General features: G+C 36.5%; 31 protein-coding genes. 8 read left to right on the top strand and 23 right to left on the bottom strand.

Annotated features, from left to right (window positions below):
- Positions 1 to 38: 38 nt before the first annotated feature.
- The 22 genes from infA to rplC all read right to left on the bottom strand — a co-directional run bounded on the left by infA (position 39) and on the right by rplC (position 10,690).
- The gene (gene infA, locus AC3HD6_RS05115; RefSeq protein WP_034684855.1) at positions 39 to 254 is read right to left on the bottom strand and encodes a translation initiation factor IF-1; all 216 of its coding nucleotides are present in this window, start codon (positions 252 to 254) and stop codon (positions 39 to 41) included.
- A 3-nt stretch (positions 255 to 257) separates the two neighbouring features.
- Positions 258 to 1,637, bottom strand: a complete 1,380-nt coding sequence (gene secY / locus AC3HD6_RS05120; RefSeq protein WP_045491124.1) for a preprotein translocase subunit SecY — start codon at positions 1,635 to 1,637, stop codon at positions 258 to 260.
- Positions 1,638 to 1,646: 9 nt separating this feature from the next.
- Positions 1,647 to 2,096: a 50S ribosomal protein L15 gene (rplO, locus tag AC3HD6_RS05125; RefSeq protein WP_047096813.1), complete on the bottom strand. Its 450-nt coding sequence runs from the start codon at positions 2,094 to 2,096 to the stop codon at positions 1,647 to 1,649.
- Between the two features lie 21 nt (positions 2,097 to 2,117).
- The gene (gene rpmD, locus AC3HD6_RS05130; protein ID WP_027371710.1) at positions 2,118 to 2,294 is read right to left on the bottom strand and encodes a 50S ribosomal protein L30; all 177 of its coding nucleotides are present in this window, start codon (positions 2,292 to 2,294) and stop codon (positions 2,118 to 2,120) included.
- 11 nt (positions 2,295 to 2,305) lie between these two features.
- On the bottom strand, positions 2,306 to 2,827 hold the full coding sequence (rpsE, locus tag AC3HD6_RS05135) for a 30S ribosomal protein S5 (protein WP_002983245.1): 522 nt from the start codon (positions 2,825 to 2,827) through the stop codon (positions 2,306 to 2,308).
- A 19-nt stretch (positions 2,828 to 2,846) separates the two neighbouring features.
- The gene (gene rplR / locus AC3HD6_RS05140; RefSeq protein ID WP_034694689.1) at positions 2,847 to 3,200 is read right to left on the bottom strand and encodes a 50S ribosomal protein L18; all 354 of its coding nucleotides are present in this window, start codon (positions 3,198 to 3,200) and stop codon (positions 2,847 to 2,849) included.
- 15 nt (positions 3,201 to 3,215) lie between these two features.
- Positions 3,216 to 3,761: a 50S ribosomal protein L6 gene (gene rplF, locus AC3HD6_RS05145; RefSeq protein WP_160139505.1), complete on the bottom strand. Its 546-nt coding sequence runs from the start codon at positions 3,759 to 3,761 to the stop codon at positions 3,216 to 3,218.
- A gap of 17 nt (positions 3,762 to 3,778) precedes the next feature.
- Complete coding sequence (rpsH, locus tag AC3HD6_RS05150) at positions 3,779 to 4,177, bottom strand: 30S ribosomal protein S8 (protein ID WP_034694686.1); 399 nt, start codon at positions 4,175 to 4,177, stop codon at positions 3,779 to 3,781.
- A gap of 146 nt (positions 4,178 to 4,323) precedes the next feature.
- On the bottom strand, positions 4,324 to 4,593 hold the full coding sequence (gene rpsN, locus AC3HD6_RS05155) for a 30S ribosomal protein S14 (protein ID WP_002983233.1): 270 nt from the start codon (positions 4,591 to 4,593) through the stop codon (positions 4,324 to 4,326).
- A gap of 3 nt (positions 4,594 to 4,596) precedes the next feature.
- Positions 4,597 to 5,148, bottom strand: coding sequence for a 50S ribosomal protein L5 (gene rplE / locus AC3HD6_RS05160; protein ID WP_034694682.1), 552 nt, complete (start codon positions 5,146 to 5,148; stop codon positions 4,597 to 4,599).
- A 13-nt stretch (positions 5,149 to 5,161) separates the two neighbouring features.
- Positions 5,162 to 5,488, bottom strand: coding sequence for a 50S ribosomal protein L24 (gene rplX, locus AC3HD6_RS05165; protein WP_047096816.1), 327 nt, complete (start codon positions 5,486 to 5,488; stop codon positions 5,162 to 5,164).
- Between the two features lie 21 nt (positions 5,489 to 5,509).
- Positions 5,510 to 5,878, bottom strand: coding sequence for a 50S ribosomal protein L14 (gene rplN / locus AC3HD6_RS05170; protein ID WP_002983226.1), 369 nt, complete (start codon positions 5,876 to 5,878; stop codon positions 5,510 to 5,512).
- A gap of 2 nt (positions 5,879 to 5,880) precedes the next feature.
- On the bottom strand, positions 5,881 to 6,135 hold the full coding sequence (gene rpsQ, locus AC3HD6_RS05175) for a 30S ribosomal protein S17 (RefSeq protein ID WP_027371715.1): 255 nt from the start codon (positions 6,133 to 6,135) through the stop codon (positions 5,881 to 5,883).
- Positions 6,136 to 6,147: 12 nt separating this feature from the next.
- Complete coding sequence (gene rpmC / locus AC3HD6_RS05180) at positions 6,148 to 6,333, bottom strand: 50S ribosomal protein L29 (RefSeq protein ID WP_027371716.1); 186 nt, start codon at positions 6,331 to 6,333, stop codon at positions 6,148 to 6,150.
- A gap of 12 nt (positions 6,334 to 6,345) precedes the next feature.
- Positions 6,346 to 6,771, bottom strand: a complete 426-nt coding sequence (gene rplP / locus AC3HD6_RS05185; protein WP_002983219.1) for a 50S ribosomal protein L16 — start codon at positions 6,769 to 6,771, stop codon at positions 6,346 to 6,348.
- 98 nt (positions 6,772 to 6,869) lie between these two features.
- Positions 6,870 to 7,619: a 30S ribosomal protein S3 gene (gene rpsC, locus AC3HD6_RS05190; RefSeq protein WP_034694675.1), complete on the bottom strand. Its 750-nt coding sequence runs from the start codon at positions 7,617 to 7,619 to the stop codon at positions 6,870 to 6,872.
- Positions 7,620 to 7,626: 7 nt separating this feature from the next.
- Positions 7,627 to 8,025 (bottom strand): 50S ribosomal protein L22, encoded by a 399-nt coding sequence (gene rplV, locus AC3HD6_RS05195; protein ID WP_047096818.1) that lies wholly within the window; start codon positions 8,023 to 8,025, stop codon positions 7,627 to 7,629.
- Positions 8,026 to 8,027: 2 nt separating this feature from the next.
- Entirely contained in the window at positions 8,028 to 8,306 is a 279-nt protein-coding gene (rpsS, locus tag AC3HD6_RS05200) for a 30S ribosomal protein S19 (protein WP_002983209.1), read from the bottom strand.
- A 2-nt stretch (positions 8,307 to 8,308) separates the two neighbouring features.
- Entirely contained in the window at positions 8,309 to 9,130 is an 822-nt protein-coding gene (rplB, locus tag AC3HD6_RS05205) for a 50S ribosomal protein L2 (protein ID WP_047422407.1), read from the bottom strand.
- A 22-nt stretch (positions 9,131 to 9,152) separates the two neighbouring features.
- Positions 9,153 to 9,443 carry a 50S ribosomal protein L23 gene (gene rplW / locus AC3HD6_RS05210; protein WP_045491154.1) on the bottom strand — a complete coding sequence of 97 codons (291 nt, stop codon included), beginning with the start codon at positions 9,441 to 9,443 and terminating at the stop codon, positions 9,153 to 9,155.
- Positions 9,444 to 9,446: 3 nt separating this feature from the next.
- Positions 9,447 to 10,076, bottom strand: coding sequence for a 50S ribosomal protein L4 (gene rplD / locus AC3HD6_RS05215; RefSeq protein ID WP_129057717.1), 630 nt, complete (start codon positions 10,074 to 10,076; stop codon positions 9,447 to 9,449).
- Entirely contained in the window at positions 10,067 to 10,690 is a 624-nt protein-coding gene (rplC, locus tag AC3HD6_RS05220) for a 50S ribosomal protein L3 (protein ID WP_068940275.1), read from the bottom strand. The genes rplD and rplC overlap by 10 nt, the downstream gene beginning before the upstream one ends.
- A gap of 301 nt (positions 10,691 to 10,991) precedes the next feature.
- Between rplC and AC3HD6_RS05225 the strand changes: the two genes are divergently transcribed.
- A complete protein-coding gene (locus AC3HD6_RS05225; RefSeq protein ID WP_488895393.1) occupies positions 10,992 to 11,342 on the top strand; it encodes a tetratricopeptide repeat protein in 351 nt (116 codons plus the stop codon).
- The gene (locus AC3HD6_RS05230; protein WP_488895394.1) at positions 11,290 to 12,012 is read left to right on the top strand and encodes a tetratricopeptide repeat protein; all 723 of its coding nucleotides are present in this window, start codon (positions 11,290 to 11,292) and stop codon (positions 12,010 to 12,012) included. The genes AC3HD6_RS05225 and AC3HD6_RS05230 overlap by 53 nt, the downstream gene beginning before the upstream one ends.
- On the opposite strand, the gene AC3HD6_RS05235 is transcribed toward AC3HD6_RS05230, so the two are convergent.
- On the bottom strand, positions 12,013 to 12,777 hold the full coding sequence (locus AC3HD6_RS05235) for a DeoR/GlpR family DNA-binding transcription regulator (RefSeq protein ID WP_488895395.1): 765 nt from the start codon (positions 12,775 to 12,777) through the stop codon (positions 12,013 to 12,015).
- Between the two features lie 290 nt (positions 12,778 to 13,067).
- On the opposite strand from AC3HD6_RS05235, the gene AC3HD6_RS05240 reads away from it, so the two are divergent.
- From AC3HD6_RS05240 to AC3HD6_RS05265, 6 genes are all read left to right on the top strand, one after another.
- A complete protein-coding gene (locus tag AC3HD6_RS05240; RefSeq protein ID WP_488895396.1) occupies positions 13,068 to 14,666 on the top strand; it encodes a glycerol-3-phosphate dehydrogenase/oxidase in 1,599 nt (532 codons plus the stop codon).
- A gap of 7 nt (positions 14,667 to 14,673) precedes the next feature.
- Complete coding sequence (glpK, locus tag AC3HD6_RS05245; protein ID WP_488895397.1) at positions 14,674 to 16,170, top strand: glycerol kinase GlpK; 1,497 nt, start codon at positions 14,674 to 14,676, stop codon at positions 16,168 to 16,170.
- A gap of 24 nt (positions 16,171 to 16,194) precedes the next feature.
- Entirely contained in the window at positions 16,195 to 16,926 is a 732-nt protein-coding gene (locus AC3HD6_RS05250) for an MIP/aquaporin family protein (protein ID WP_488895398.1), read from the top strand.
- A gap of 11 nt (positions 16,927 to 16,937) precedes the next feature.
- Positions 16,938 to 17,744 (top strand): hypothetical protein, encoded by an 807-nt coding sequence (locus AC3HD6_RS05255; RefSeq protein ID WP_488895938.1) that lies wholly within the window; start codon positions 16,938 to 16,940, stop codon positions 17,742 to 17,744.
- Positions 17,745 to 17,983: 239 nt separating this feature from the next.
- On the top strand, positions 17,984 to 18,403 hold the full coding sequence (locus AC3HD6_RS05260; RefSeq protein ID WP_488895399.1) for a hypothetical protein: 420 nt from the start codon (positions 17,984 to 17,986) through the stop codon (positions 18,401 to 18,403).
- A gap of 128 nt (positions 18,404 to 18,531) precedes the next feature.
- Positions 18,532 to 19,503 (top strand): hypothetical protein, encoded by a 972-nt coding sequence (locus tag AC3HD6_RS05265; RefSeq protein WP_488895400.1) that lies wholly within the window; start codon positions 18,532 to 18,534, stop codon positions 19,501 to 19,503.
- Positions 19,504 to 19,577: the final 74 nt, after the last annotated feature.

Below are 19,577 nucleotides of genomic sequence, written 5' to 3' on the forward strand. Positions count from 1 at the left end.
TGCCAAATGGAATGAGAATTCCATTTGGCTAAATGTTTTTAATATCTAAATGTGATTCTCCCTTTCGTTAAATCATAGGGAGACATTTCTAGTTTTACCTTATCACCAGGTAAAAGTTTAATATAGTGCATTCGCATTTTACCAGAAATATGAGCAATAAGAATATGCCCATTTTCAAGTTCTACGCGGAACTGAGCGTTCGAAAGTGCTTCCGTTATAACGCCGTCTTGTTCAATATGTTTTTGTTTTGCCATAAATTAATATCCAGTCGTTCTAGACAGTTTAGACTGCATTAAGCCATCATAATGATGATTCAGCAGATATGTATTAATCTGTTGAACTGTATCTAAAATTACACCTACCATAATTAATAGTGACGTTCCCCCGAAAAATAGGGCAAACGCATCTGTCTGAACAAAGCTTCCATGCACAATTGCTGGAAGGACTGCAAAGATAGATAAAAAAATTGCACCTGGCAAGGTAATTTTTGATAAAATATCATCTAAGTAATCTGCTGTCTCTTTTCCGGGTCTTACTTTCGGTACTAAACCTCCATTTCTCTTTAGATCATCAGCCATTTGGTTTACCGGAATTGTAATTGCAGTATAGAAAAACGAGAAGATAATAATTAATAGCGCAAACAATACATTGTACTGCCAGCTAAAAACATTCTTGAAACCTGCAAGAAAAGTGTTGGACTCATCGAATTTTGTTAATAATCCTGGTACGAACATCAATGCCTGAGCAAAGATAATTGGCATTACACCAGCAGCATTTACTTTCAATGGAATCCATTGTCTTGCGCCCTGCATAAGATTCTTGTTTACACCTCCTCTTGCTTGAGCTCTGCTTACATACTGAATAGGAATTTTTCTAACAGCAACTGATAAAATCACTGCTAAAAGAACTACCAACATCCAGAATAATACTTCGATAAGGATCATGATAGATCCCATTCCTCCTTTTCCGTTCTGCACGGCCATCTCCTGTACGAATGCCTCAGGTAATCTTGAAAGAATCCCCACCATAATAAGAATAGAGATACCATTTCCGATTCCCTTATCGGTAATCTTTTCACCTAACCACATTGCAAACACTGAACCACCTACCAAGATCACAATACTTGGCAACCAGAACATGATTGAATTTGGTTCTACAAAATATGCAGATTGGAACTGAGCATATGGTAAGAATAATTGAGTAATAGAAGTTAAGTAAGAAGGTGCCTGTACCAGACAAACCCCGATCGTTAACCATCTTGTAATTTGGTTCAATGTATTTCTACCTGACTCTCCATCTTTCTGAAGCTTCTGAAGATAAGGAATAGCCATCCCCATCAACTGAACAATAATAGAAGCAGAAATGTAAGGCATGATTCCCAACGCCATTACGGAAGCGTGGCTGAAAGCCCCCCCCGTAAACGACGAAAGCAAGCCAAGGAGACCTGCTCCTTGCTTGTTACCGCCTTGATTTTTATAATGCTCTAAGAGATCTCCCACCTCTGCAAGGTTAATTGCGGGAAGTGAGATATAAGATGCGAATCTATACACAAGGATAATCCCTAAAGTGAAGAGAATTTTATCTCTTAATTCTTTAAGACTCCAAATATTTTTAAGTGTTTGTATAAATTCTTTCATTAGTAAGTATTATAAGGTAATTGCTTTTCCACCTGCTTTAGCAATAAGCTCTTCAGCAGATTTCGTGAATTTATCAGCAGAGATTGAAACCGCAGATTTCAATTCTCCTCTACCCATAATTTTCACTAATTCGTTTTTAGAAACGATACCGTTTGCTACTAAAACTTCTTTCGTGATTTCTCCAGTGATGGATTTGTTCTCGATTAAAGTTTGGATAGTATCAAGGTTCACACCTCTAAACTCTTTTCTGTTTACGTTTTTGAATCCGAATTTAGGTAGTCTTCTTTGTAAAGGCATCTGTCCACCTTCGAAACCGATTTTCTGAGAATAACCAGCTCTAGCTTTTTGACCTTTGTGTCCTTTTGTTGAAGTACCTCCTTTTCCAGAACCCTGACCTCTACCAATTCTTTTTGAGTTGAAAGTAGATCCTGCAGCTGGTTGTATGTTATTTAAATTCATTTTAATTTCTCTTTTATAAAATTATTTTTGAACTTCAAGTAAGTGACCTACAGCAGCGATCATTCCTAAGATAGAAGGAGTAGCTTCGTGCTCTACAACTTGGTGAAGTTTTTTTAATCCTAATGCTTCAAGCGTTCTCTTTTGGGTTTTTGTTCTACCAATAGCGCTTCTTACTTGCTTTACTTTAATTGTTGCCATTGTTTTAATTATTAACCGTTAAACACTTTACTTAGAGAAATTCCTCTCATTCTAGCAATTTCTTCAGGTCTTCTGATATCCAATAACGCTTTGAAAGTAGCTTTCACCACGTTGTGAGGGTTAGAAGATCCTTTAGATTTTGAAAGGATATCGTGAATACCAGCTGATTCCAATACCGCTCTTACCGCACCACCTGCAATAAGTCCTGTACCGTGAGAAGCAGGTCTTAAGAAGATATCTGCACCACCGTATCTAGCAGTAGTTTGGTGAGGAATTGTGTGGTTCATTACTGGAACTTTAACAAGGTTTTTCTTAGCGTCTTCCACTGCTTTAGCAATTGCAGAAGCAACCTCTTTAGATTTTCCTAAACCAAAACCGATAACACCTTCTTCGTTTCCTACTACAACAATAGCAGAAAATCCGAAAGCTCTACCTCCTTTAGTTACTTTTGTTACTCTGTTAACAGCTACGAGACGATCTTTTAATTCTAATCCTCCCGGTTTTACTCTTTCTATATTATCTAGTCCTAACATATTTTCCGAAATTTAATGATTAGAATTTAAGTCCACCTTCTCTCGCTCCATCAGCTAGAGCTTTTACTCTACCGTGATAAACGAAACCGTTTCTGTCAAATACAATACTTTCGATTCCTGCAGCGATAGCTTTAGCAGCAATAGCTTTACCAACAGCAGCAGAAACTTCAGTCTTAGTACCTTTAGCGTCTACACCTTTCTCTCTTGAAGAAGCTGATGCTAAAGTTTTACCATTTTTATCGTCGATTAACTGAGCGTAAATTTCCTTATTACTTTTGTATACAGATAATCTTGGCAATTCAGAAGATCCAGAGATTTTCCCTCTTACTCTTCTTTTGATTCTTATTCTTTTTTCTAATTTACTTAATGCCATAATACTTATAATTTATTAAGCAGATTTACCAGCTTTACGTCTAACAATTTCTCCTACGAATCTTACACCTTTTCCTTTGTATGGCTCAGGCTTTCTGAAAGAACGGATCTTTGCAGCTACCATTCCTAGAAGTTGGTTGTCGTGAGACGTTAAAGTAATAATTGGGTTTTTACCTTTTTCAGTCAATGTATCAACTTTTACTTCGCTAGGAAGTTCTAATACGATACCGTGAGAGAATCCTAAAGCTAACTCAAGTTTTTGACCTGCGTGTGAAGCTCTATATCCTACCCCTACTAGTTCTAGTTTCTTTTCGAAACCTGCACTAACACCAACAATCATGTTGTTGATTAACGCTCTGTATAAACCGTGAAGCGCTTTGTGTTGTTTAGTATCAGATGGTCTGTTTACGTTCAGTTCCCCATCTTTTTGTTCTATAGTAATTCCTGCTGTAAGCTCCTGAGAAAGTTCTCCTTTTGCTCCTTTTACAGTTACTACACCGTTGTTTTCAGTGATTGTAACTCCAGCTGGAATTGTTATAATTGCTTTACCAATTCTTGACATTTTCCTCTGATTAAAAATTAATAAACATAGCAGATTACTTCACCGCCTACTTTCTCTTCTCTAGCTTTCTTGTCAGTCATTACTCCTTTAGAAGTAGAGATGATAGAAATACCCAAACCGTTTAGTACTCTTGGAAGTTCAGTAGAACCTTTGTACTGTCTTAAACCTGGTCTTGAAGCTCTTTGGATAGACTTAATAGCAGGTTTGTTAGTTTGCTTATCGTACTTTAAAGCGATTTTGATCACTCCTTGAACAGCGTTATCTTCAAACTTGTAGTTTAAGATATACCCTTGATCAAATAGGATCTTAGTAATCTCCTTTTTGATTTTCGATGCAGGAATTTCCACCACTTTGTGGCCTGCGCTTTGTGCGTTCCTTACTCTTGTTAGGAAATCTGAAATTGGATCTGTTACCATTTTTCTTTTATAAATTATTGGTTAAAGAACAATCAGTTTTGAAAAGACTTGAAGAGAAAAATATCAGACTTCAGAAAACTTCGGTCTGATATTTATTCTTTAGTATCTTGACAACTTAATTGTCCCGATTTTTTATCTAGTGATTATTACCAGCTAGCTTTTCTTACACCTGGGATAAGACCGTTGTTAGCCATTTCTCTGAAAGTTACTCTGGAAATACCAAACGTTCTCATGTATCCTCTTGGTCTACCTGTTAATTTACATCTGTTGTGTAATCTTACAGGAGAAGCATTTTTAGGCAATTTTTGAAGTCCTTCGTAATCACCAGCTTCTTTAAGAGCTTGTCTTTTAGCAGCGTATTTAGCAACTAGTGCTTCTCTTTTGCGCTCACGCGCTTTCATTGATTCTTTAGCCATTTCTTAGTTCTTTTTAAATGGTAAACCGAAGTGAGTTAATAATGCTTTAGCTTCTTTATCTGTTTTCGCAGTAGTTACGAAAGTGATGTCCATCCCTTGGATTTTTTTCACTTTGTCGATTACGATTTCAGGGAAGATAATTTGCTCAGTAATACCTAAGTTGTAGTTACCTCTACCATCGAAACCATCAGCTTTGATTCCAGAGAAATCTCTGATACGAGGCAAAGCAGAAGCAGTAAGTCTGTCTAAGAATTCATACATTTGGTTTCCTCTTAGGGTAACTTTCGCACCTACAGGCATACCTTTTCTCAATTTGAAAGCAGCTTCGTCTTTCTTAGAGATCGTACCAACAGCTTTTTGACCTGTGATATTCGTAAGCTCTTCTACAGCATAATCAATGATTTTTTTGTCTGCAGTAGCATCACCTAAACCTTGTGATACAACGATTTTCTCTAATTTAGGTACTTGCATTACTGACTTATACCCGAATTCTTCCATCATTGCAGGAACAATTGTCTCTTTATATGCTTTTTTGGGTCTTGCTATATATTCCATGTGTTATTTAAAATTATAAAGTTTCACCCGTTTTTTTGTTGATTCTTACTTTCTTATCTCCTTCGATTTTGTAACCGATTTTGATAGCTTTTCCGTCTTTACCAACTAAAGCTACGTTTGAGATGTGGATAGAAGCTTCTCTTTCAACGATTCCTCCTTGAGGGTTTGAAGCTGAAGGCTTAACGTGCTTTTTGATGATGTTAAGTCCTGCAACAATTACTCTTGGGTCTCTTCCTTCTTTTTTGATCACTTCAATAACTTCACCAGTCTTACCTTTGATATCTTTCTTACCAGTAGTAATGATTACGTTATCTCCTCTTTTTATTTTTAACTTTGACATTTCTTTAAAAAATTTTAAAAATTAAAGTACTTCAGGAGCTAATGAAATGATTTTCATATATTCTTTGTCTCTCAACTCACGAGCAACCGGTCCGAAAACACGTGTTCCTCTCATTTCTCCCGCTGCGTTTAGTAATACACAAGCATTATCGTCGAATTTGATGTATGAACCATCTTTTCTTCTTACTGCTTTTTTAGTTCTTACTACTACAGCTTTAGATACCTGACCTTTTTTTGCGTTTCCTGATGGTGTAGAATCTTTGATCGTAACAACGATTTTATCACCAACTGAAGCATATCTTCTTCTGGTTCCTCCCAGAACTCTAATAACTAGTACTTCTTTAGCACCTGTGTTATCAGCAACTTTTAATCTTGATTCTGTTTGTAACATTATTACTTAGCTTTTTCAATGATTCTTACTAATCTCCATCTCTTGCTTTTGCTCAAAGGTCTAGTTTCTTGGATCAAAACTGTATCACCTTCTGTGCATTCGTTGTTCTCGTCGTGTGCAGTATATTTTTTCGTTTTCAAAACGAATTTACCGTACATCGGGTGCTTTACTCTTGTAGTTTCGCTAACAACAATAGTTTTTTCCATTTTATTGCTGGAAACCACTCCGATTCTTTCTTTTCTTAAATTTCTATCCATTGTAAAATGAAATTATTGTTTGTTAGTTAACTCAGTATTTAGTCTAGCGATTGTTCTTCTCAAATCTTTGATTTGAATCGGGTTTTCAATTGGGCTGATTGCATGAGCCAATTTCAATTTAGAATATTGAGCTTTTGCTTCAGTTAATTGAGCTTGAATATCACCCGCGCTTAAATTTTTAATATCAGCATTTTTCATTGTACTCAAAGATTATAAAGGTTTAACAAAATCGTTAGCAACGATGAATTTAGTAACTACTGGTAATTTTTGTGCAGCAAGTCTAAGAGCTTCTTTCGCAACTTCGTAAGGAACTCCACCTACTTCAAACATAATTTTACCTGGTTTTACTACAGCTACCCAGTATTCAACAGCACCTTTACCTTTACCCATACGTACTTCCGCTGGTTTCTTAGTAATTGGCTTATCTGGGAAGATTTTGATCCATAGTTGACCTTCTCTCTTCATATATCTTGTCGCAGCAATACGAGCAGCTTCAATTTGTCTTGCAGTGATCCAAGCACCCTCAGTTGCTTTGATCCCAAAAGTTCCGTAAGCAAGTTGACTACCTCTTTGGGCATTCCCCTTCATCTTCATCTTGTGAACTCTACGGAATTTGGTTCTTTTTGGTTGTAACATAATCTCTAAATTTTAGATTTTAGATTTTAGATTTTAGATTTTTTTTAATTTTAAAAAAGTAACGGTAATTTAAAATTCAAAATTTCTAATCTAAAATTTTAATTATTATTGTTATTGTTGTTGTTTTTTCTAGGTCTTCTGTTGTCTCTGTCTCCTCCTCTGTTTCCTCTGTCTGACTGACCTCCTTTTTTCTGTTGTCCCACTAGTGGAGAAAGTTCTCTTTTACCGTAAACTTCACCTTTCATGATCCAAACTTTCACTCCTAATCTACCGTAAGTAGTGTGAGCTTCTGCCCAGTGGTAATCGATATCAGCTCTGAAAGTTGACAATGGAATTCTTCCTTCTTTGAAAGATTCTGATCTTGCCATTTCAGCTCCGTTCAATCTACCAGAGATTTGAACTTTGATACCTTCAGCACCCATTCTCATAGTACTTGCCATTGCCATTTTAACAGCTCTTCTGTAAGAAATTCTGTTTTCAATTTGCTTAGAAATACTATCAGCAACTAGTACAGCATCTAATTCAGGTCTTTTGATTTCGAAGATGTTGATTTGAATATCCTTACCTGTAAGTTTCTTCAATTCTTCTTTCAATTTATCAACTTCCTGACCTCCTTTACCGATGATAAGTCCCGGTCTAGCAGTAGTGATTGTAACTGTTACTAATTTAAGGGTTCTTTCAATATAGATTTTTGAAATACCACCTTTAGATAATCTAGCCTCAAGGTATCTTCTGATTTTGTAGTCTTCAGCGATTCTGTCTCCATAATCGTTTCCACCAAACCAGTTAGAATCCCATCCTCTGATGATACCTAATCTATTACCAATTGGATTTGTCTTCTGTCCCATACCTTGATTAATTTTCTTTATTACCTAAGATTAATGTAACGTGGTTAGATCTTTTTCTGATTCTATACCCTCTACCTTGTGGAGCTGGTCTTAGTCTCTTCAATTGTCTTGCGCTATCCACGAAGATTTCTTTAACGATAAGGTTAGCTTCTTCAATATCCGCACCTTCGTTTTTAGTCTGCCAGTTTGCCATAGCAGAAAGAAGTAATTTCTCTAACTTGTTAGATGCATCCTTCTTAGAATATTTTAGGATATAAAGAGCTTTATCTACCTGCTCTCCTCTAATGATATCAGCAACTAATCTCATTTTTCTTGGAGAAGACGGGCAATTATTTAATGAAGCTTTTACAACGTCTTTGTTAGCTTCTTTTCTTGCGATTGAACTATCTTGTTTTCTTGATCCCATGATTATCTGCTTCCTTTGTTTTTGTTACCACCATGACCTCTGAAAGATCTTGTTGGAGAAAATTCGCCTAACTTGTGACCAACCATGTTTTCTGTAACATAAACTGGGATAAAAGATTTCCCGTTGTGTACTGCAATAGTTTGTCCTACGAAGTCCGGAGAGATCATCGATGCTCTAGACCAAGTTTTGATAACTGTCTTCTTACCAGACTCTATATTTGCCTGAACCTTCTTATCTAAAGTATGATGAATGAACGGTCCTTTTTTAAGTGATCTTGCCATAATTATTTTCTTTTAGATACGATGTAACGGTTAGACACTTTGTTTTTCTTTCTAGTTTTGTAACCTTTAGCTGGTTTACCGTTTCTAGATCTTGGGTGACCTCCTGAAGAACGTCCTTCACCACCACCCATTGGGTGATCTACTGGGTTCATTACAACCGCTCTTGTTCTTGGTCTTCTACCTAACCATCTGCTTCTACCAGCCTTACCTGATACAGTTAACTGGTGGTCTGAGTTAGAAACTGATCCAATCATTGCATAACATTCAGTAAGGATCATTCTTGATTCTCCTGAAGGCAATTTGATGATTGCATATTTTCCATCTCTAGAAGTTAATTGAGCTGAAGAACCAGCACTTCTTGCTAAAATTGCACCTTGACCAGGCTTCATTTCAACACAAGAAATAACAGTACCTAAAGGAATGTTTTTCAACTTCATTGCGTTCCCTACATTTGGTTCTACGCTTTCACCAGAAATTACTTTCTGATCAACTTTGATACCGTTTGGAGCGATGATATATCTCTTCTCTCCGTCAGCATACTCAAGTAATGCGATAAATGCAGTTCTGTTTGGATCGTATTCTACAGATTTTACAGTTGCTTCAACGTTTGCTTTGTTTCTTTTGAAGTCAATAATTCTGTATTTCTTTTTGTGTCCACCTCCGGTGTAACGCATGGTCATTTTACCTGTTTGGTTACGTCCACCTGACTTTTTAATACCAACTGTTAGAGACTTCTCTGGTTTGTTGGTAGTAATTTCCTCAAAATTGTTTACAATTCTGAATCTCTGTCCCGGGGTGATAGGTTTTAATTTTCTAACAGACATTACTATTATTTATAATTAATAATTAATTTACAGCAAAAATATCGATAACCTCACCTTCAGCAAGTTTGATTACCGCTTTTTTCAATTTGTTTGTCTTTCCTACTTGAAGACCTTTTTTAGTGTACTTTGAAGAAACCTTCGGAGCATAAATCATTGTATTAACGTCTGCTACTTTTACACCGTAAGCTGCTTCAACAGCCTTTTTGATCTCGATCTTATTCGCCTTAGGGTTCACTAAGAAAGAATAAGTACCTCTTAAATCTGTAAGGTAGTTAGCCTTTTCTGAAATAACTGGTTTAATAATAACTGACATGACTTATTTCTTTAAATTTTCCTGGAATTTTTCAACTGCACCTTCGAAGAAAATGATCTCACCAGCATTCACTAAATCGTAAGAACTAATTTCGTTGAAGTTCATTACTTTAGCTTTAGGTAAGTTTCTTGAAGATAAATACACATTCTTGTTAGCTTCAGGAAGAACGAATAAAGATTTTTTACCGTTAAGTTCCAATGCGTTTAATACATTGATAAAATCTTTAGTCTTAGGAGCTGCGAAGCTCATATCTTCTAAAACTTTGATGCTGTTGTCTCTCATTTTCTGAGATAAAACAGATTTTTTAGCTAATCTCTTAAGAGCTTTGTTCAATTTGAATCTGTAGTCTCTTGGTTTTGGTCCGAATACTCTACCTCCACCTCTGAAAGTTGGAGATTTAATATCACCATATCTAGCAGATCCAGATCCTTTTTGCTTCTTAAGCTTTTTAGTAGAAGCAGTAATTTCGCTTCTTTCTTTTGCTTTATGAGTTCCTTGTCTTTGTGCAGCAAGGTACTGTTTAACTTCTAAGTAAACCGCGTGCTGATTTGGCTCAATTCCGAATACTGTTTCGTCTAGAGTTACTTTTCTTCCGGTCTCTTTTCCTGATGTATTTAATACTACTAGTTCCATTTTCTGATAATTACATAAGAATTTTTAGCTCCCGGAACAGCACCTTTTACTACTAAAAGATTTTGTTCTTGATCAACTTTTAACACTTGAAGGTTTTGAACAGTTACCTGCTTACCTCCCATTCTTCCAGCCATTCTCATCCCTTTGAATACTCTTGAAGGGTCAGATCCAGCACCGATAGAACCTGGAGCTCTAAGTCTGTTGTGCTGACCATGAGTTGCCTGCATTACACCTCCAAATCCGTGTCTTTTAACAACACCTTGGAAACCTTTACCTTTTGAAGTTCCTGTTACGTCTACATATTCACCTTCGATGAATAGTTGAACATTTACTTCCTCTCCTACTTTAGCATCTGTGAATCCATCGTGGAATTCTACCAATTTAGCTTTAGGAGCAGAACCAGCCTTTTTAAAATGGCCAGCTAACGCTTTACCAACGTTCTTCTCACTCTTGTCATCGAAACCTAACTGCACAGCTGTATAACCGTCGTTTTCTAAGGTTCTGACCTGTAAAATCGAGCATGGACCAGCTTGAATAACTGTACAAGGAATATTTTTCCCTTCTTCGTTAAACAAAGATGTCATACCGATTTTTTTACCAATAATACCTGACATTGTTTATATTATAATAAAATTTATCCTTTATTTTTTTTCATTTTCCGGAAGTCTGAAGTGATTTCTACTTTTGATATAGGCACACTACGCTCCTAAAATGAGTGTGCAAATTTATGAATAATTTTGTAACCGACAAATATTTTGAGTAAAATATTTTGATTTTTAATCATTTAGACATTTTCATATTTTCAAAATAAAGAAAACACTTATCATTTTTTATTCTCAATCTATTATTTTTTTATATTTTTAAAATGAAAAGAATGTATAAATCTTTTTAATATTCAACCTAAAAAACAAAAACATGAATAAAAAATTATTAATCATTATTGGATACATTCTCCTTACTCCATTCATGTATGGACAGGGAGATACAAAAGATGAAAAAGAAAGACAGCTTTTCTTATCTGCATGGCAAACATTTCAGAAACAGGATTACAAAGCCTCCATAAAAAGTTTGATAGAAGCAACACAATTAAAGCCAACGGATAGTATTTATAATCTTTTAGGAACTGCCTATGCTTACAATGAAGAATATGACAAGAGTATAATTGCTTATGACAAAGCCATTGAAATGAATCCCAAATACGCCAGTGCATACCGTGGAAAAGGCCTGGTTTATACAAAAAAAACAAAATCAGGAAGAAGTATTTAAAAATTTTTCGAAGGCTATAGAAGCAAACCCACAATATACAGAAGCCTATATTGACAGGAGCACTTATTATATGACCATAAACCAACCAGAGAATGCTCTAGCAGACATTAATAAAGCAATTGAACTCAACGGTAAGGATAGCTCAGCCTATTATGGACGCGGAACTATTTATACAGCACTGAACCGTTTTGATGAAGCTTTTAAAGACCTATCCAAATCCATAGAATTGAATCCACATAATGATAACGTAGAAGCCTATAAAGTAAGAGGCTATCTTTATTTTCTTAAAAAGGATTTAAGCAACGCTATTAGTGATATTTCCAAAGTTATAGAGATGAATCCAAAAGATCCGGGAATTTATAACAACAGAGGAGGTCTTTATTATCACAATGGAGAATACAAAAAGGCAATTCAGGATTTCAATAAGGATCTTGCTGATAATAGTCAAAACACTGGAAGCTATTTTTTTCGCGGAAGTTCTTATATGAAATTAAAAATGCATAAAGAGGCATTAGCAGATTTCAACAAGGCCATAGAAATTGACCCGGAATATAAAAAAGCTTATTATAGCAGAGCAGAATTGTATAAAGTATTAAAAAAAGACAGTCTCGCAAATACTGATATGAAAAAAGCAAAAGAACTTGAAATGAATGAGCCTGAGAAACAATAATCAACCATTAAGCACCCTAACTCCTGCTTCTTCTAATATAGTTTTATCTTCATCCGTTATAGCATTATCAGTTATGAGGTAATCTATCTTATCCAATGGAGCTATTTTACCAAACCCCTTCTTGTTAAGCTTTGATGAATCCGCAAGGATAACAGTCTGATCAGCGCATTCAATCATCACCTGGTTAAGATGGGCTTCTGCAGCATTGGAAGTACTGATCCCAAATTCAGGATCTATGCCATCCACTCCAAGAAAAAGTTTATTACAGGAAAATTGCTTAAGGATCCCTTCTGAAATAGATCCTACAATTGAAGTTGAGCTTTTTCTCACCTCACCTCCTAACTGAATTACATTAATATTAGGATTATTACAAAGTTCAATAGCTACCCTCAAAGAGGAAGTTAAGACCGTAAGCGGACCGAAGTTCTGCAACATTCTTGCCAGGTAGTGCATGGTAGTTCCGGATGCCAAAATAATACAATCGTTTTCCTGAATCAATGAAAGTGCTGCTTTAGCAATAGCCTGTTTTGCTTCTACATTAATATTTTCTTTCTCTCCCACATTTTTTTCATAAGCATACCTTACCTGCTTACTTGCTCCTCCGTGATTTCTAAAGAGAAGACCTAAACTTTCGAGATAGTTCAAATCCTTTCGTATCGTAACTGAAGAAACATTCAGTTTTTCGCATAGATCCTGAACAAGAACATGTCCTTTTTCGTCCAGTTCTTTCAATATTTCATCCTGCCTTGGAATTAGCTTCTCCATTTTATTCGTTTCTTCAATTGTTTTCTTATTTTTTCTTTATTGCTTCCAGCACCCTCCATCACTGTTAAATATAAGATTATATTTTTACCACAGAGGTTTCATCAAAATTACCGATTTTTTTTCACATATGGGTCTTTATTGTTGTTAGAAGGCTATATACAATTATTTCATCTTCAAGAACAAAGGTACTTATAAATCATAATAATACGATATTATAAAATTTCATTTATTTTCTTTTTGCTTTCATTTTTAATTTATATATTTGAAAACGAAACATAAACGAAACATTTATGAAACGAAACGAAGAACTCAGTAAATTAACCAATGTAAAAGAATGGGACTTTATAGTCATAGGAGGAGGAGCCAGTGGTTTAGGTTCAGCATTAGACGCAGTAAGCAGAGGATTCAAAACTTTATTACTTGAATCTCATGACTTCGCGAAAGCAACTTCCAGCAGAAGTACCAAACTGGTACATGGCGGAGTAAGATATTTAGCACAAGGAGATGTAGGCTTAGTGAAAGAAGCATTAAAGGAAAGAGGTCTGTTGGCCAAAAATGCAGCACATATTGTAAAAAATCAATCTTTCATCATCCCTAATTATACCTGGTGGGGCGGAATCTATTATAAAATAGGTTTATCGGTATATGATTTCCTTGCCGGAAAATTAAGTTTGGGTAAAACGAAATATATCAGTAAGTCAAAAACCATTGAAAAACTTCCTACTATTGAACAAAATCGCTTAGCAAGTGGAGTTGTTTACCAAGACGGACAGTTTGATGACGCGAGACTTGCGATCAACTTAACCCAGACCATTATTGAAAAAGGAGGAAGTGCTGTCAACTATGTAAAGGTTGTTAATCTTCTAAAAGATGGTAAGAATAAAATCATTGGTGTAGTCGCTGAAGATCAGTTCACTAAGCAGCAATACCAAATTCATGGAAAAGTAGTCATCAATGCAACCGGTGTTTTCACAAATGACATCCTTAACATGAACAATCCTAAACATGGCAAAATGGTAGTACCAAGCCAGGGAATTCACCTTGTATTAGATAAATCGTTCCTGAAAAGTGATGATGCTATTATGATCCCAAAAACTTCTGATGGAAGGGTTTTATTTGTTGTGCCTTGGCATGACAGAGCATTGGTAGGAACTACAGACACTCTTTTGGAAAGTGAGAGCTTTGAACCTCGTGCTTTAGAAGAGGAAATCAGTTTCGTTTTAAATACAGCAAGACAATACTTGTCTAAAAAACCAACCCGCGAAGATGTAAAATCTGTTTTTGCCGGGCTCCGTCCTCTTGCTGCTCCGAAGGATGGAAGTAAGAACACCAAGGAAGTTTCCCGAAGCCATAAAGTGATTGCTTCCGATACAGGATTGGTTTCCATCATTGGCGGAAAGTGGACTACTTACCGTAAAATGGCTGAAGATACTATTGACAAAGCTATGCAGGTGCACAAACTGGGCAATACCACTTCTAAGACAGAAAATATGTCTATTCATGGAAATGTAAAACCAGAGCAAGTAGACAGAACCAATCATTTATATGTATACGGATCTGACATCCCGGCTATAAAAGCTTTACAAGAAAGCAATCCACGTTTTTCGCAGAAAATACATCCAGACCATCCATTCACCGTAGCGGAAGTGGTTTGGGCAGCGAGAAACGAAATGGCGGAAACCATTGAAGATGTACTGGCAAGAAGAGCACGCCTGTTATTCCTGGATGCAAGAGCAGCTATAGACAGCGCCCATAATGTAGCAAGAATTATTGCTGAAGAGAAAGGATATACTGAAGAATGGGCTCAGCAACAGGAAAATGAATTCATCGAATTAGCAAAAGGATATTTACTAACGCCTTATTCACCTAAAGTTATCAACCTTAATTAATCACCATATGAATGAAAAGTTAATCCTCGCTTTGGATCAAGGAACTACTTCCTCCAGAGCGATTCTATTCAACCATAGCGGAGAGATCAAATATCTATCTCAAAAAGACTTCAGACAGATCTTCCCTATTCCAGGCTGGGTAGAACATGATCCGAACGAAATTTGGTCATCACAAATCTCCGTGGCTGCAGAAATTATTGCTAAAGCAGGTATTTCTGGTCTGGAAGTAGCCGCTATCGGGATTACCAACCAACGTGAAACCACCATTGTTTGGGATAAAGAAACCGGAGAACCTATTTATAATGCTATTGTATGGCAGGACAGAAGGACCTCCAAATATTGTGACGAACTGAAAGAACAAGGTCACGCTGAAATCATCAGAGAAAAAACAGGTCTTGTATTAGATGCTTATTTCTCTGCAACCAAATTAAAATGGATTCTTGACAATGTAGACGGAGCAAGAGAAAAAGCAGAAGCTGGAAAACTATGTTTTGGAACAGTTGACACATGGCTTGTATGGAAGTTAACCCGTGGAAAAATGTTTATCACGGATGTTTCAAATGCCAGCAGAACCATGCTGTTGAATATCCATACATTGGAATGGGATCATGACCTGTTGGAACTTTTCAATATTCCAAAAGCTATTCTTCCTGAAGTAAAGCAAAGCAGTGAAGTGTATGGTGAAACAGCTACTACCTTATTTTCTACCAAAATTCCGATTGCGGGAATTGCAGGAGATCAGCAGGCAGCCTTATTCGGGCAAATGTGTATCAATCCGGGAATGGTAAAAAATACTTACGGAACAGGATGCTTCCTATTAATGAATACAGGTAAAGAAGCTGTTTCTTCAAAGAACAATCTTTTAACAACTGTTGCCTGGAAAATCAATGGAGAGGTTAACTATGCCTTAGAAGGAAGTGTATTTGTAGGAGGTGCTGCTATTCAATGGCTGAGAGACGGCCTTAAACTTATTCATTCTTCTGATGAAGTGAATAATCTGGCTGCATCTGTTGAAGATAACGGCGGTGTTTACTTTGTACCTGCCCTTACAGGTTTAGGTGCTCCACACTGGGATCAATACGCTCGTGGAACTATCGTAGGAATTACCCGTGGTACGACTGACGCCCATATTGCAAGAGCTACTTTGGAAGGCATTGCATTCCAGGTATATGATATTGTAAAATCTATGGAAGCAGATTCCGGAAGAGCGAGTCTTGAGCTGAGAGTAGATGGTGGTGCTTCAGCAAGCAACTTGTTGATGCAGATACAGTCTGACCTTTTCGGATTTAAAATCACAAGACCAAAAACACTAGAAACAACAGCATTAGGAGCAGCTTATTTAGCAGGCCTTGCTGTAGGATATTGGAAAAATATTGACGAAATCCAGGAACAATGGATTGTAGACAAAGATTTCCATCCTCAATTGGAAAAGGAAAAAGTAGACGCCATGGTTCATTCATGGAACAAAGCGGTATCCCGTGCTCAAAGCTGGATAGAAGATTAATTCACTGACCTTAAAAATACACATATGACTCCATTTATCGCAGAAGTGATCGGAACGATGCTTCTAATTTTGTTAGGCAACGGTGTTGTAGCCAATGTTGTCTTGAAGGATACCAAAGGAAATAATTCCGGTTGGATTGTTATTACCACTGCCTGGGCATTAGCCGTTTTTGTAGGGGTAACTGTTGCGGGGCCTGTAAGTGGCGCTCATTTGAATCCGGCTGTTACCATTGGGTTAGCTGTTGCAGGAAAATTTTCCTGGGATCTGGTTCCGTCTTATATTGCGGCTCAGATGATTGGAGGTATGTTGGGAGCATTCTTAGTTTGGCTTTTTCATAAGGATCATTTTGCTATTACGGAAGACGAAGGAGCAAAACTGGCTTGTTTCAGTACAGGTCCTGCTATCCGAAAAGTTTCATCGAACCTTATCAGTGAAATTATCGGAACATTTGTACTGGTATTTGTTATTTTCCACTTTTCAGATCCAAGCATTAATCTACAGGCAGATCCTGGTGCAAAAGTAGGATTAGGTTCCGTAGGAGCTATTCCTGTAACTTTCCTAGTATGGGTAATCGGACTTTCGCTAGGAGGAACTACCGGTTATGCCATCAATCCTGCCAGAGATCTTGCTCCAAGAATTATGCATGCTATTCTTCCGGTAAAAGGAAGCAGTGATTGGAGTTATACGTGGATTCCTGTGATAGGCCCTGTGATAGGTGCTGTTATTGCTGCGTTATTATTCATAACATTAAAATAAAAATACAGATGATGAAAATACTAAAAGGAATCCTCCTGCTTACATTAGGTACAGGAAGGTTATTTTCTCAGGAAAGCAGTGAGGCTAAGGAAACCAAAGAAGGAAGGCTGGATTTTACCGCAAACATTCAAAACAACCACTTGTGGAGAGGATTGATTATTACAGACAAACCTGTTGTGATGGGAAATCTTTCTTATGCTTTGGATGCGGAAAAGAAATGGAAGGTGGGTATCTGGGGAGCCTCTGCTCTTGCAGATGATAAAGACAACACCCATTACAAAGAGATCAATTATTACGTTCAGTATTCTAACGGACGTTTTTATATTGGATTATGGGATCTTTATAATTCAAGAAACATCAATACTGCTGTTGCTGCGGATGACATCTTCAGTTATTCACAAAGAAGAACAGCTCATATTATTGATTTAAGAACTAATTATACTTTTGGACCCGCATTTCCGATCAATATTGAAGCAGACATCATGTTATATGGAGGGGCTAATGCAGGGGAAGTGATTCTGGAACCTGATGGAACTTATAAAAAGAACAGATACTCTACCTATATTCAGGCTAGTTACCCAGTAATCAGCGGACAGAAAGTAAATCTGGATGCTTTTGTAGGGGCAGGATTCTCATTGAATGGCAACACCTTTTTGTATGGGAATGGAAAAAACAACTTCGATATTGTCAACGTAGGTGTAAAAGCAGGAAAAGTTCTTAAGATTACAGAACATTACAGTTTACCTGTTTCTATGATGGCTATGTGGAATCCTTCCAATAAATATGCAAGAATTCAGTTGGCTGCTACTGTTTTCTAATGCTAATAATTACCTAAATTATAGATAAGCCACTCCTTTTGGAGTGGTTTTTCGTTTATTGAATAAGCCTCCCCGTCAAAAATTGTTTGAATTTTCGACACCCCTCCAGTGGAGGGGAATGGCTATACGAATGAGGAGTAAAAAAGGTTGGATAATTCTAATGATGATTGCTTACTCGATTACCGGGATTTTACGGTTTAAGGATTGAGGATATATTTTTAAATTTGAAGAAAAAAAATATGAAAAACATTTTCAGTTTAGTGGTCTTATGTATCAGCATTTTCACTCTTGCCCAGGCAAAGGTTCCTTTTACCGGGCATAGAAGTTTTGATATTCTGGAGGGATACAGCGGTACGGGTACTCCTCATTATTACTTGGATGTTAAAAAGAATGGTGATGTATTCTTTGGGTATGTTCAGGTAAACCAAGCGAACGGAAAAGAAACTACAGAAGAAATTAATGCTGGGAAATATGCCCCAAATAAGGTAATGAAGGTACAGTTCAAAAAATATGATGAAACTTTCTTTGTGAAATTTGATAAAAATAAAATCTACCTTACAGATGAAAAGGGAAATGTTCAAAATCTTGAAGGCTGCTGTTCTGCCAGAGAGAGTATAGATAAAGAGACCTGTTCTTGTGAAAGTGAGTTCTATGAATAACACGATATTAATACAGCCATTCCTTTGGGAATGGTTTTTGTTTATGGATAAAAAATCCCGGGATTTCGCGATGAATGTTTTCTGTAAATATCTTTACTTTTGATGAATCAATTATACAGCACCAAAGTATGAAAGTACTAAATATATTATGGGTTTTCCTTTTCATTGTCTCATGCAGTAAGAGAGAGAACCACCCTTACACCTTTTATTACTGGAAAACAAATCTAAAACTGGATCAGGAAGAGAAGAAAACTTTAGATCAGGCAACTGTTCCTTACTTATATACAAGATTTTTTGATGTAGATAAAACGGGGGAAAAATTTCTGCCTGTTGCTGCCATTACAAAAGACCAGAGTTTTCAGACCGATAAGCAAATTGTCCCTACGGTTTTTATCACAAATTCAACTTTACTTGGGATTACTCAGGAAGAAATCAAGTTCCTCGCGGAGAGCATCCATCATTTGGTTCAGAAAAAAGCAGAGGAATATCATTTAAAAATCAACAATGAAATTCAAATTGACTGTGACTGGACTTCTGGCACAAGGGATGATTATTTTAAATTTTTAAAAGAACTCAAAAGAATTTCAGGAAAGGAAGTTACCTGTACTTTACGGCTTCATCAGGTCAAGGATAAAAAGCAAACAGGTATTCCACCTGTAAATAAGGTGTATCTAATGTGCTACTCCACCTCTTCTCCATTGGAAAAGTCAGACAAAAATTCTATCCTGGATGTGAATATTCTGAAAAGCTATCTTTCGAAACTGGAAGACTATCCTATTAAGAAAATAGAAGTTGCCCTGCCTATCTATTCATGGGGAATTATAACGAATCATCTCGGCAAGCATAAACTCATCAATGCTTTGTCTAAGAAAGACCTTGAAAATCCCAACTTTAAAAAGATCTCCGATCATGAAGCTGAAGTACTGAAAGACGGGTTCTACTTTGGCAGCTATCTCAACAAAGGTTTCAAAATAAAAGTGGAAGAAATCTCGGAAGAACAATTAACTGATGTGGTTGTTTTCCTTCAGAAAAAAATACCGCATTTTAATATCATTTATTATCAATTAGATAGTAAATTTGTGTTAGATCGAAAATTTTAAATCTACTATAGATTAGGACAAAGAATAGTTATTCAATCACTTATGCTATTTTCTGTCAGCACCATTAATTACAA

The organism is Chryseobacterium sp. II3a (assembly GCF_057815135.1).

What these genes read in the sequence shown, in the direction of transcription:
- AC3HD6_RS05235 (WP_488895395.1), bottom strand. Translation starts at nt 12,777, where the DNA reads ATGGAGAAGCTAATTCCAAGGCAGGATGAAATATTGAAAGAACTGGAC.
- rplD (WP_129057717.1), bottom strand. Translation starts at nt 10,076, where the DNA reads ATGGAACTAGTAGTATTAAATACATCAGGAAAAGAGACCGGAAGAAAA.
- rplF (WP_160139505.1), bottom strand. Translation starts at nt 3,761, where the DNA reads ATGTCAAGAATTGGTAAAGCAATTATAACAATTCCAGCTGGAGTTACA.
- rpsC (WP_034694675.1), bottom strand. Translation starts at nt 7,619, where the DNA reads ATGGGACAGAAGACAAATCCAATTGGTAATAGATTAGGTATCATCAGA.
- rpsQ (WP_027371715.1), bottom strand. Translation starts at nt 6,135, where the DNA reads ATGGATAGAAATTTAAGAAAAGAAAGAATCGGAGTGGTTTCCAGCAAT.
- rplN (WP_002983226.1), bottom strand. Translation starts at nt 5,878, where the DNA reads ATGTTACAAACAGAATCAAGATTAAAAGTTGCTGATAACACAGGTGCT.
- AC3HD6_RS05250 (WP_488895398.1), top strand. Translation starts at nt 16,195, where the DNA reads ATGACTCCATTTATCGCAGAAGTGATCGGAACGATGCTTCTAATTTTG.
- rplB (WP_047422407.1), bottom strand. Translation starts at nt 9,130, where the DNA reads ATGTCTGTTAGAAAATTAAAACCTATCACCCCGGGACAGAGATTCAGA.
- rplC (WP_068940275.1), bottom strand. Translation starts at nt 10,690, where the DNA reads ATGTCAGGTATTATTGGTAAAAAAATCGGTATGACATCTTTGTTTAAC.
- rpsE (WP_002983245.1), bottom strand. Translation starts at nt 2,827, where the DNA reads ATGTTAGGACTAGATAATATAGAAAGAGTAAAACCGGGAGGATTAGAA.
- rpmD (WP_027371710.1), bottom strand. Translation starts at nt 2,294, where the DNA reads ATGGCAACAATTAAAGTAAAGCAAGTAAGAAGCGCTATTGGTAGAACA.
- rplR (WP_034694689.1), bottom strand. Translation starts at nt 3,200, where the DNA reads ATGGCATTAAGTAAATTAGAAAAAAGAATAAGAATCAAAAGAAGAGTA.
- rplO (WP_047096813.1), bottom strand. Translation starts at nt 2,096, where the DNA reads ATGAATTTAAATAACATACAACCAGCTGCAGGATCTACTTTCAACTCA.
- rpsS (WP_002983209.1), bottom strand. Translation starts at nt 8,306, where the DNA reads ATGGCAAGATCACTTAAAAAAGGACCGTTCATTCATCATACTTTAGAT.
- AC3HD6_RS05255 (WP_488895938.1), top strand. Translation starts at nt 16,938, where the DNA reads ATGAAAATACTAAAAGGAATCCTCCTGCTTACATTAGGTACAGGAAGG.
- AC3HD6_RS05265 (WP_488895400.1), top strand. Translation starts at nt 18,532, where the DNA reads ATGAAAGTACTAAATATATTATGGGTTTTCCTTTTCATTGTCTCATGC.
- secY (WP_045491124.1), bottom strand. Translation starts at nt 1,637, where the DNA reads ATGAAAGAATTTATACAAACACTTAAAAATATTTGGAGTCTTAAAGAA.
- glpK (WP_488895397.1), top strand. Translation starts at nt 14,674, where the DNA reads ATGAATGAAAAGTTAATCCTCGCTTTGGATCAAGGAACTACTTCCTCC.
- AC3HD6_RS05240 (WP_488895396.1), top strand. Translation starts at nt 13,068, where the DNA reads ATGAAACGAAACGAAGAACTCAGTAAATTAACCAATGTAAAAGAATGG.
- rplW (WP_045491154.1), bottom strand. Translation starts at nt 9,443, where the DNA reads ATGTCAGTTATTATTAAACCAGTTATTTCAGAAAAGGCTAACTACCTT.
- AC3HD6_RS05225 (WP_488895393.1), top strand. Translation starts at nt 10,992, where the DNA reads ATGAATAAAAAATTATTAATCATTATTGGATACATTCTCCTTACTCCA.
- rplX (WP_047096816.1), bottom strand. Translation starts at nt 5,488, where the DNA reads ATGTCAAAGTTAAAAATAAAAAGAGGAGATAACGTAATCATTACTACT.
- infA (WP_034684855.1), bottom strand. Translation starts at nt 254, where the DNA reads ATGGCAAAACAAAAACATATTGAACAAGACGGCGTTATAACGGAAGCA.
- AC3HD6_RS05260 (WP_488895399.1), top strand. Translation starts at nt 17,984, where the DNA reads ATGAAAAACATTTTCAGTTTAGTGGTCTTATGTATCAGCATTTTCACT.
- rplV (WP_047096818.1), bottom strand. Translation starts at nt 8,025, where the DNA reads ATGGGATCAAGAAAACAAGATAGTTCAATCGCAAGAAAAGAAGCTAAC.
- rplE (WP_034694682.1), bottom strand. Translation starts at nt 5,148, where the DNA reads ATGGAATATATAGCAAGACCCAAAAAAGCATATAAAGAGACAATTGTT.
- rplP (WP_002983219.1), bottom strand. Translation starts at nt 6,771, where the DNA reads ATGTTACAACCAAAAAGAACCAAATTCCGTAGAGTTCACAAGATGAAG.
- rpmC (WP_027371716.1), bottom strand. Translation starts at nt 6,333, where the DNA reads ATGAAAAATGCTGATATTAAAAATTTAAGCGCGGGTGATATTCAAGCT.
- rpsN (WP_002983233.1), bottom strand. Translation starts at nt 4,593, where the DNA reads ATGGCTAAAGAATCAATGAAAGCGCGTGAGCGCAAAAGAGAAGCACTA.
- rpsH (WP_034694686.1), bottom strand. Translation starts at nt 4,177, where the DNA reads ATGGTAACAGATCCAATTTCAGATTTCCTAACAAGAGTAAGGAACGCA.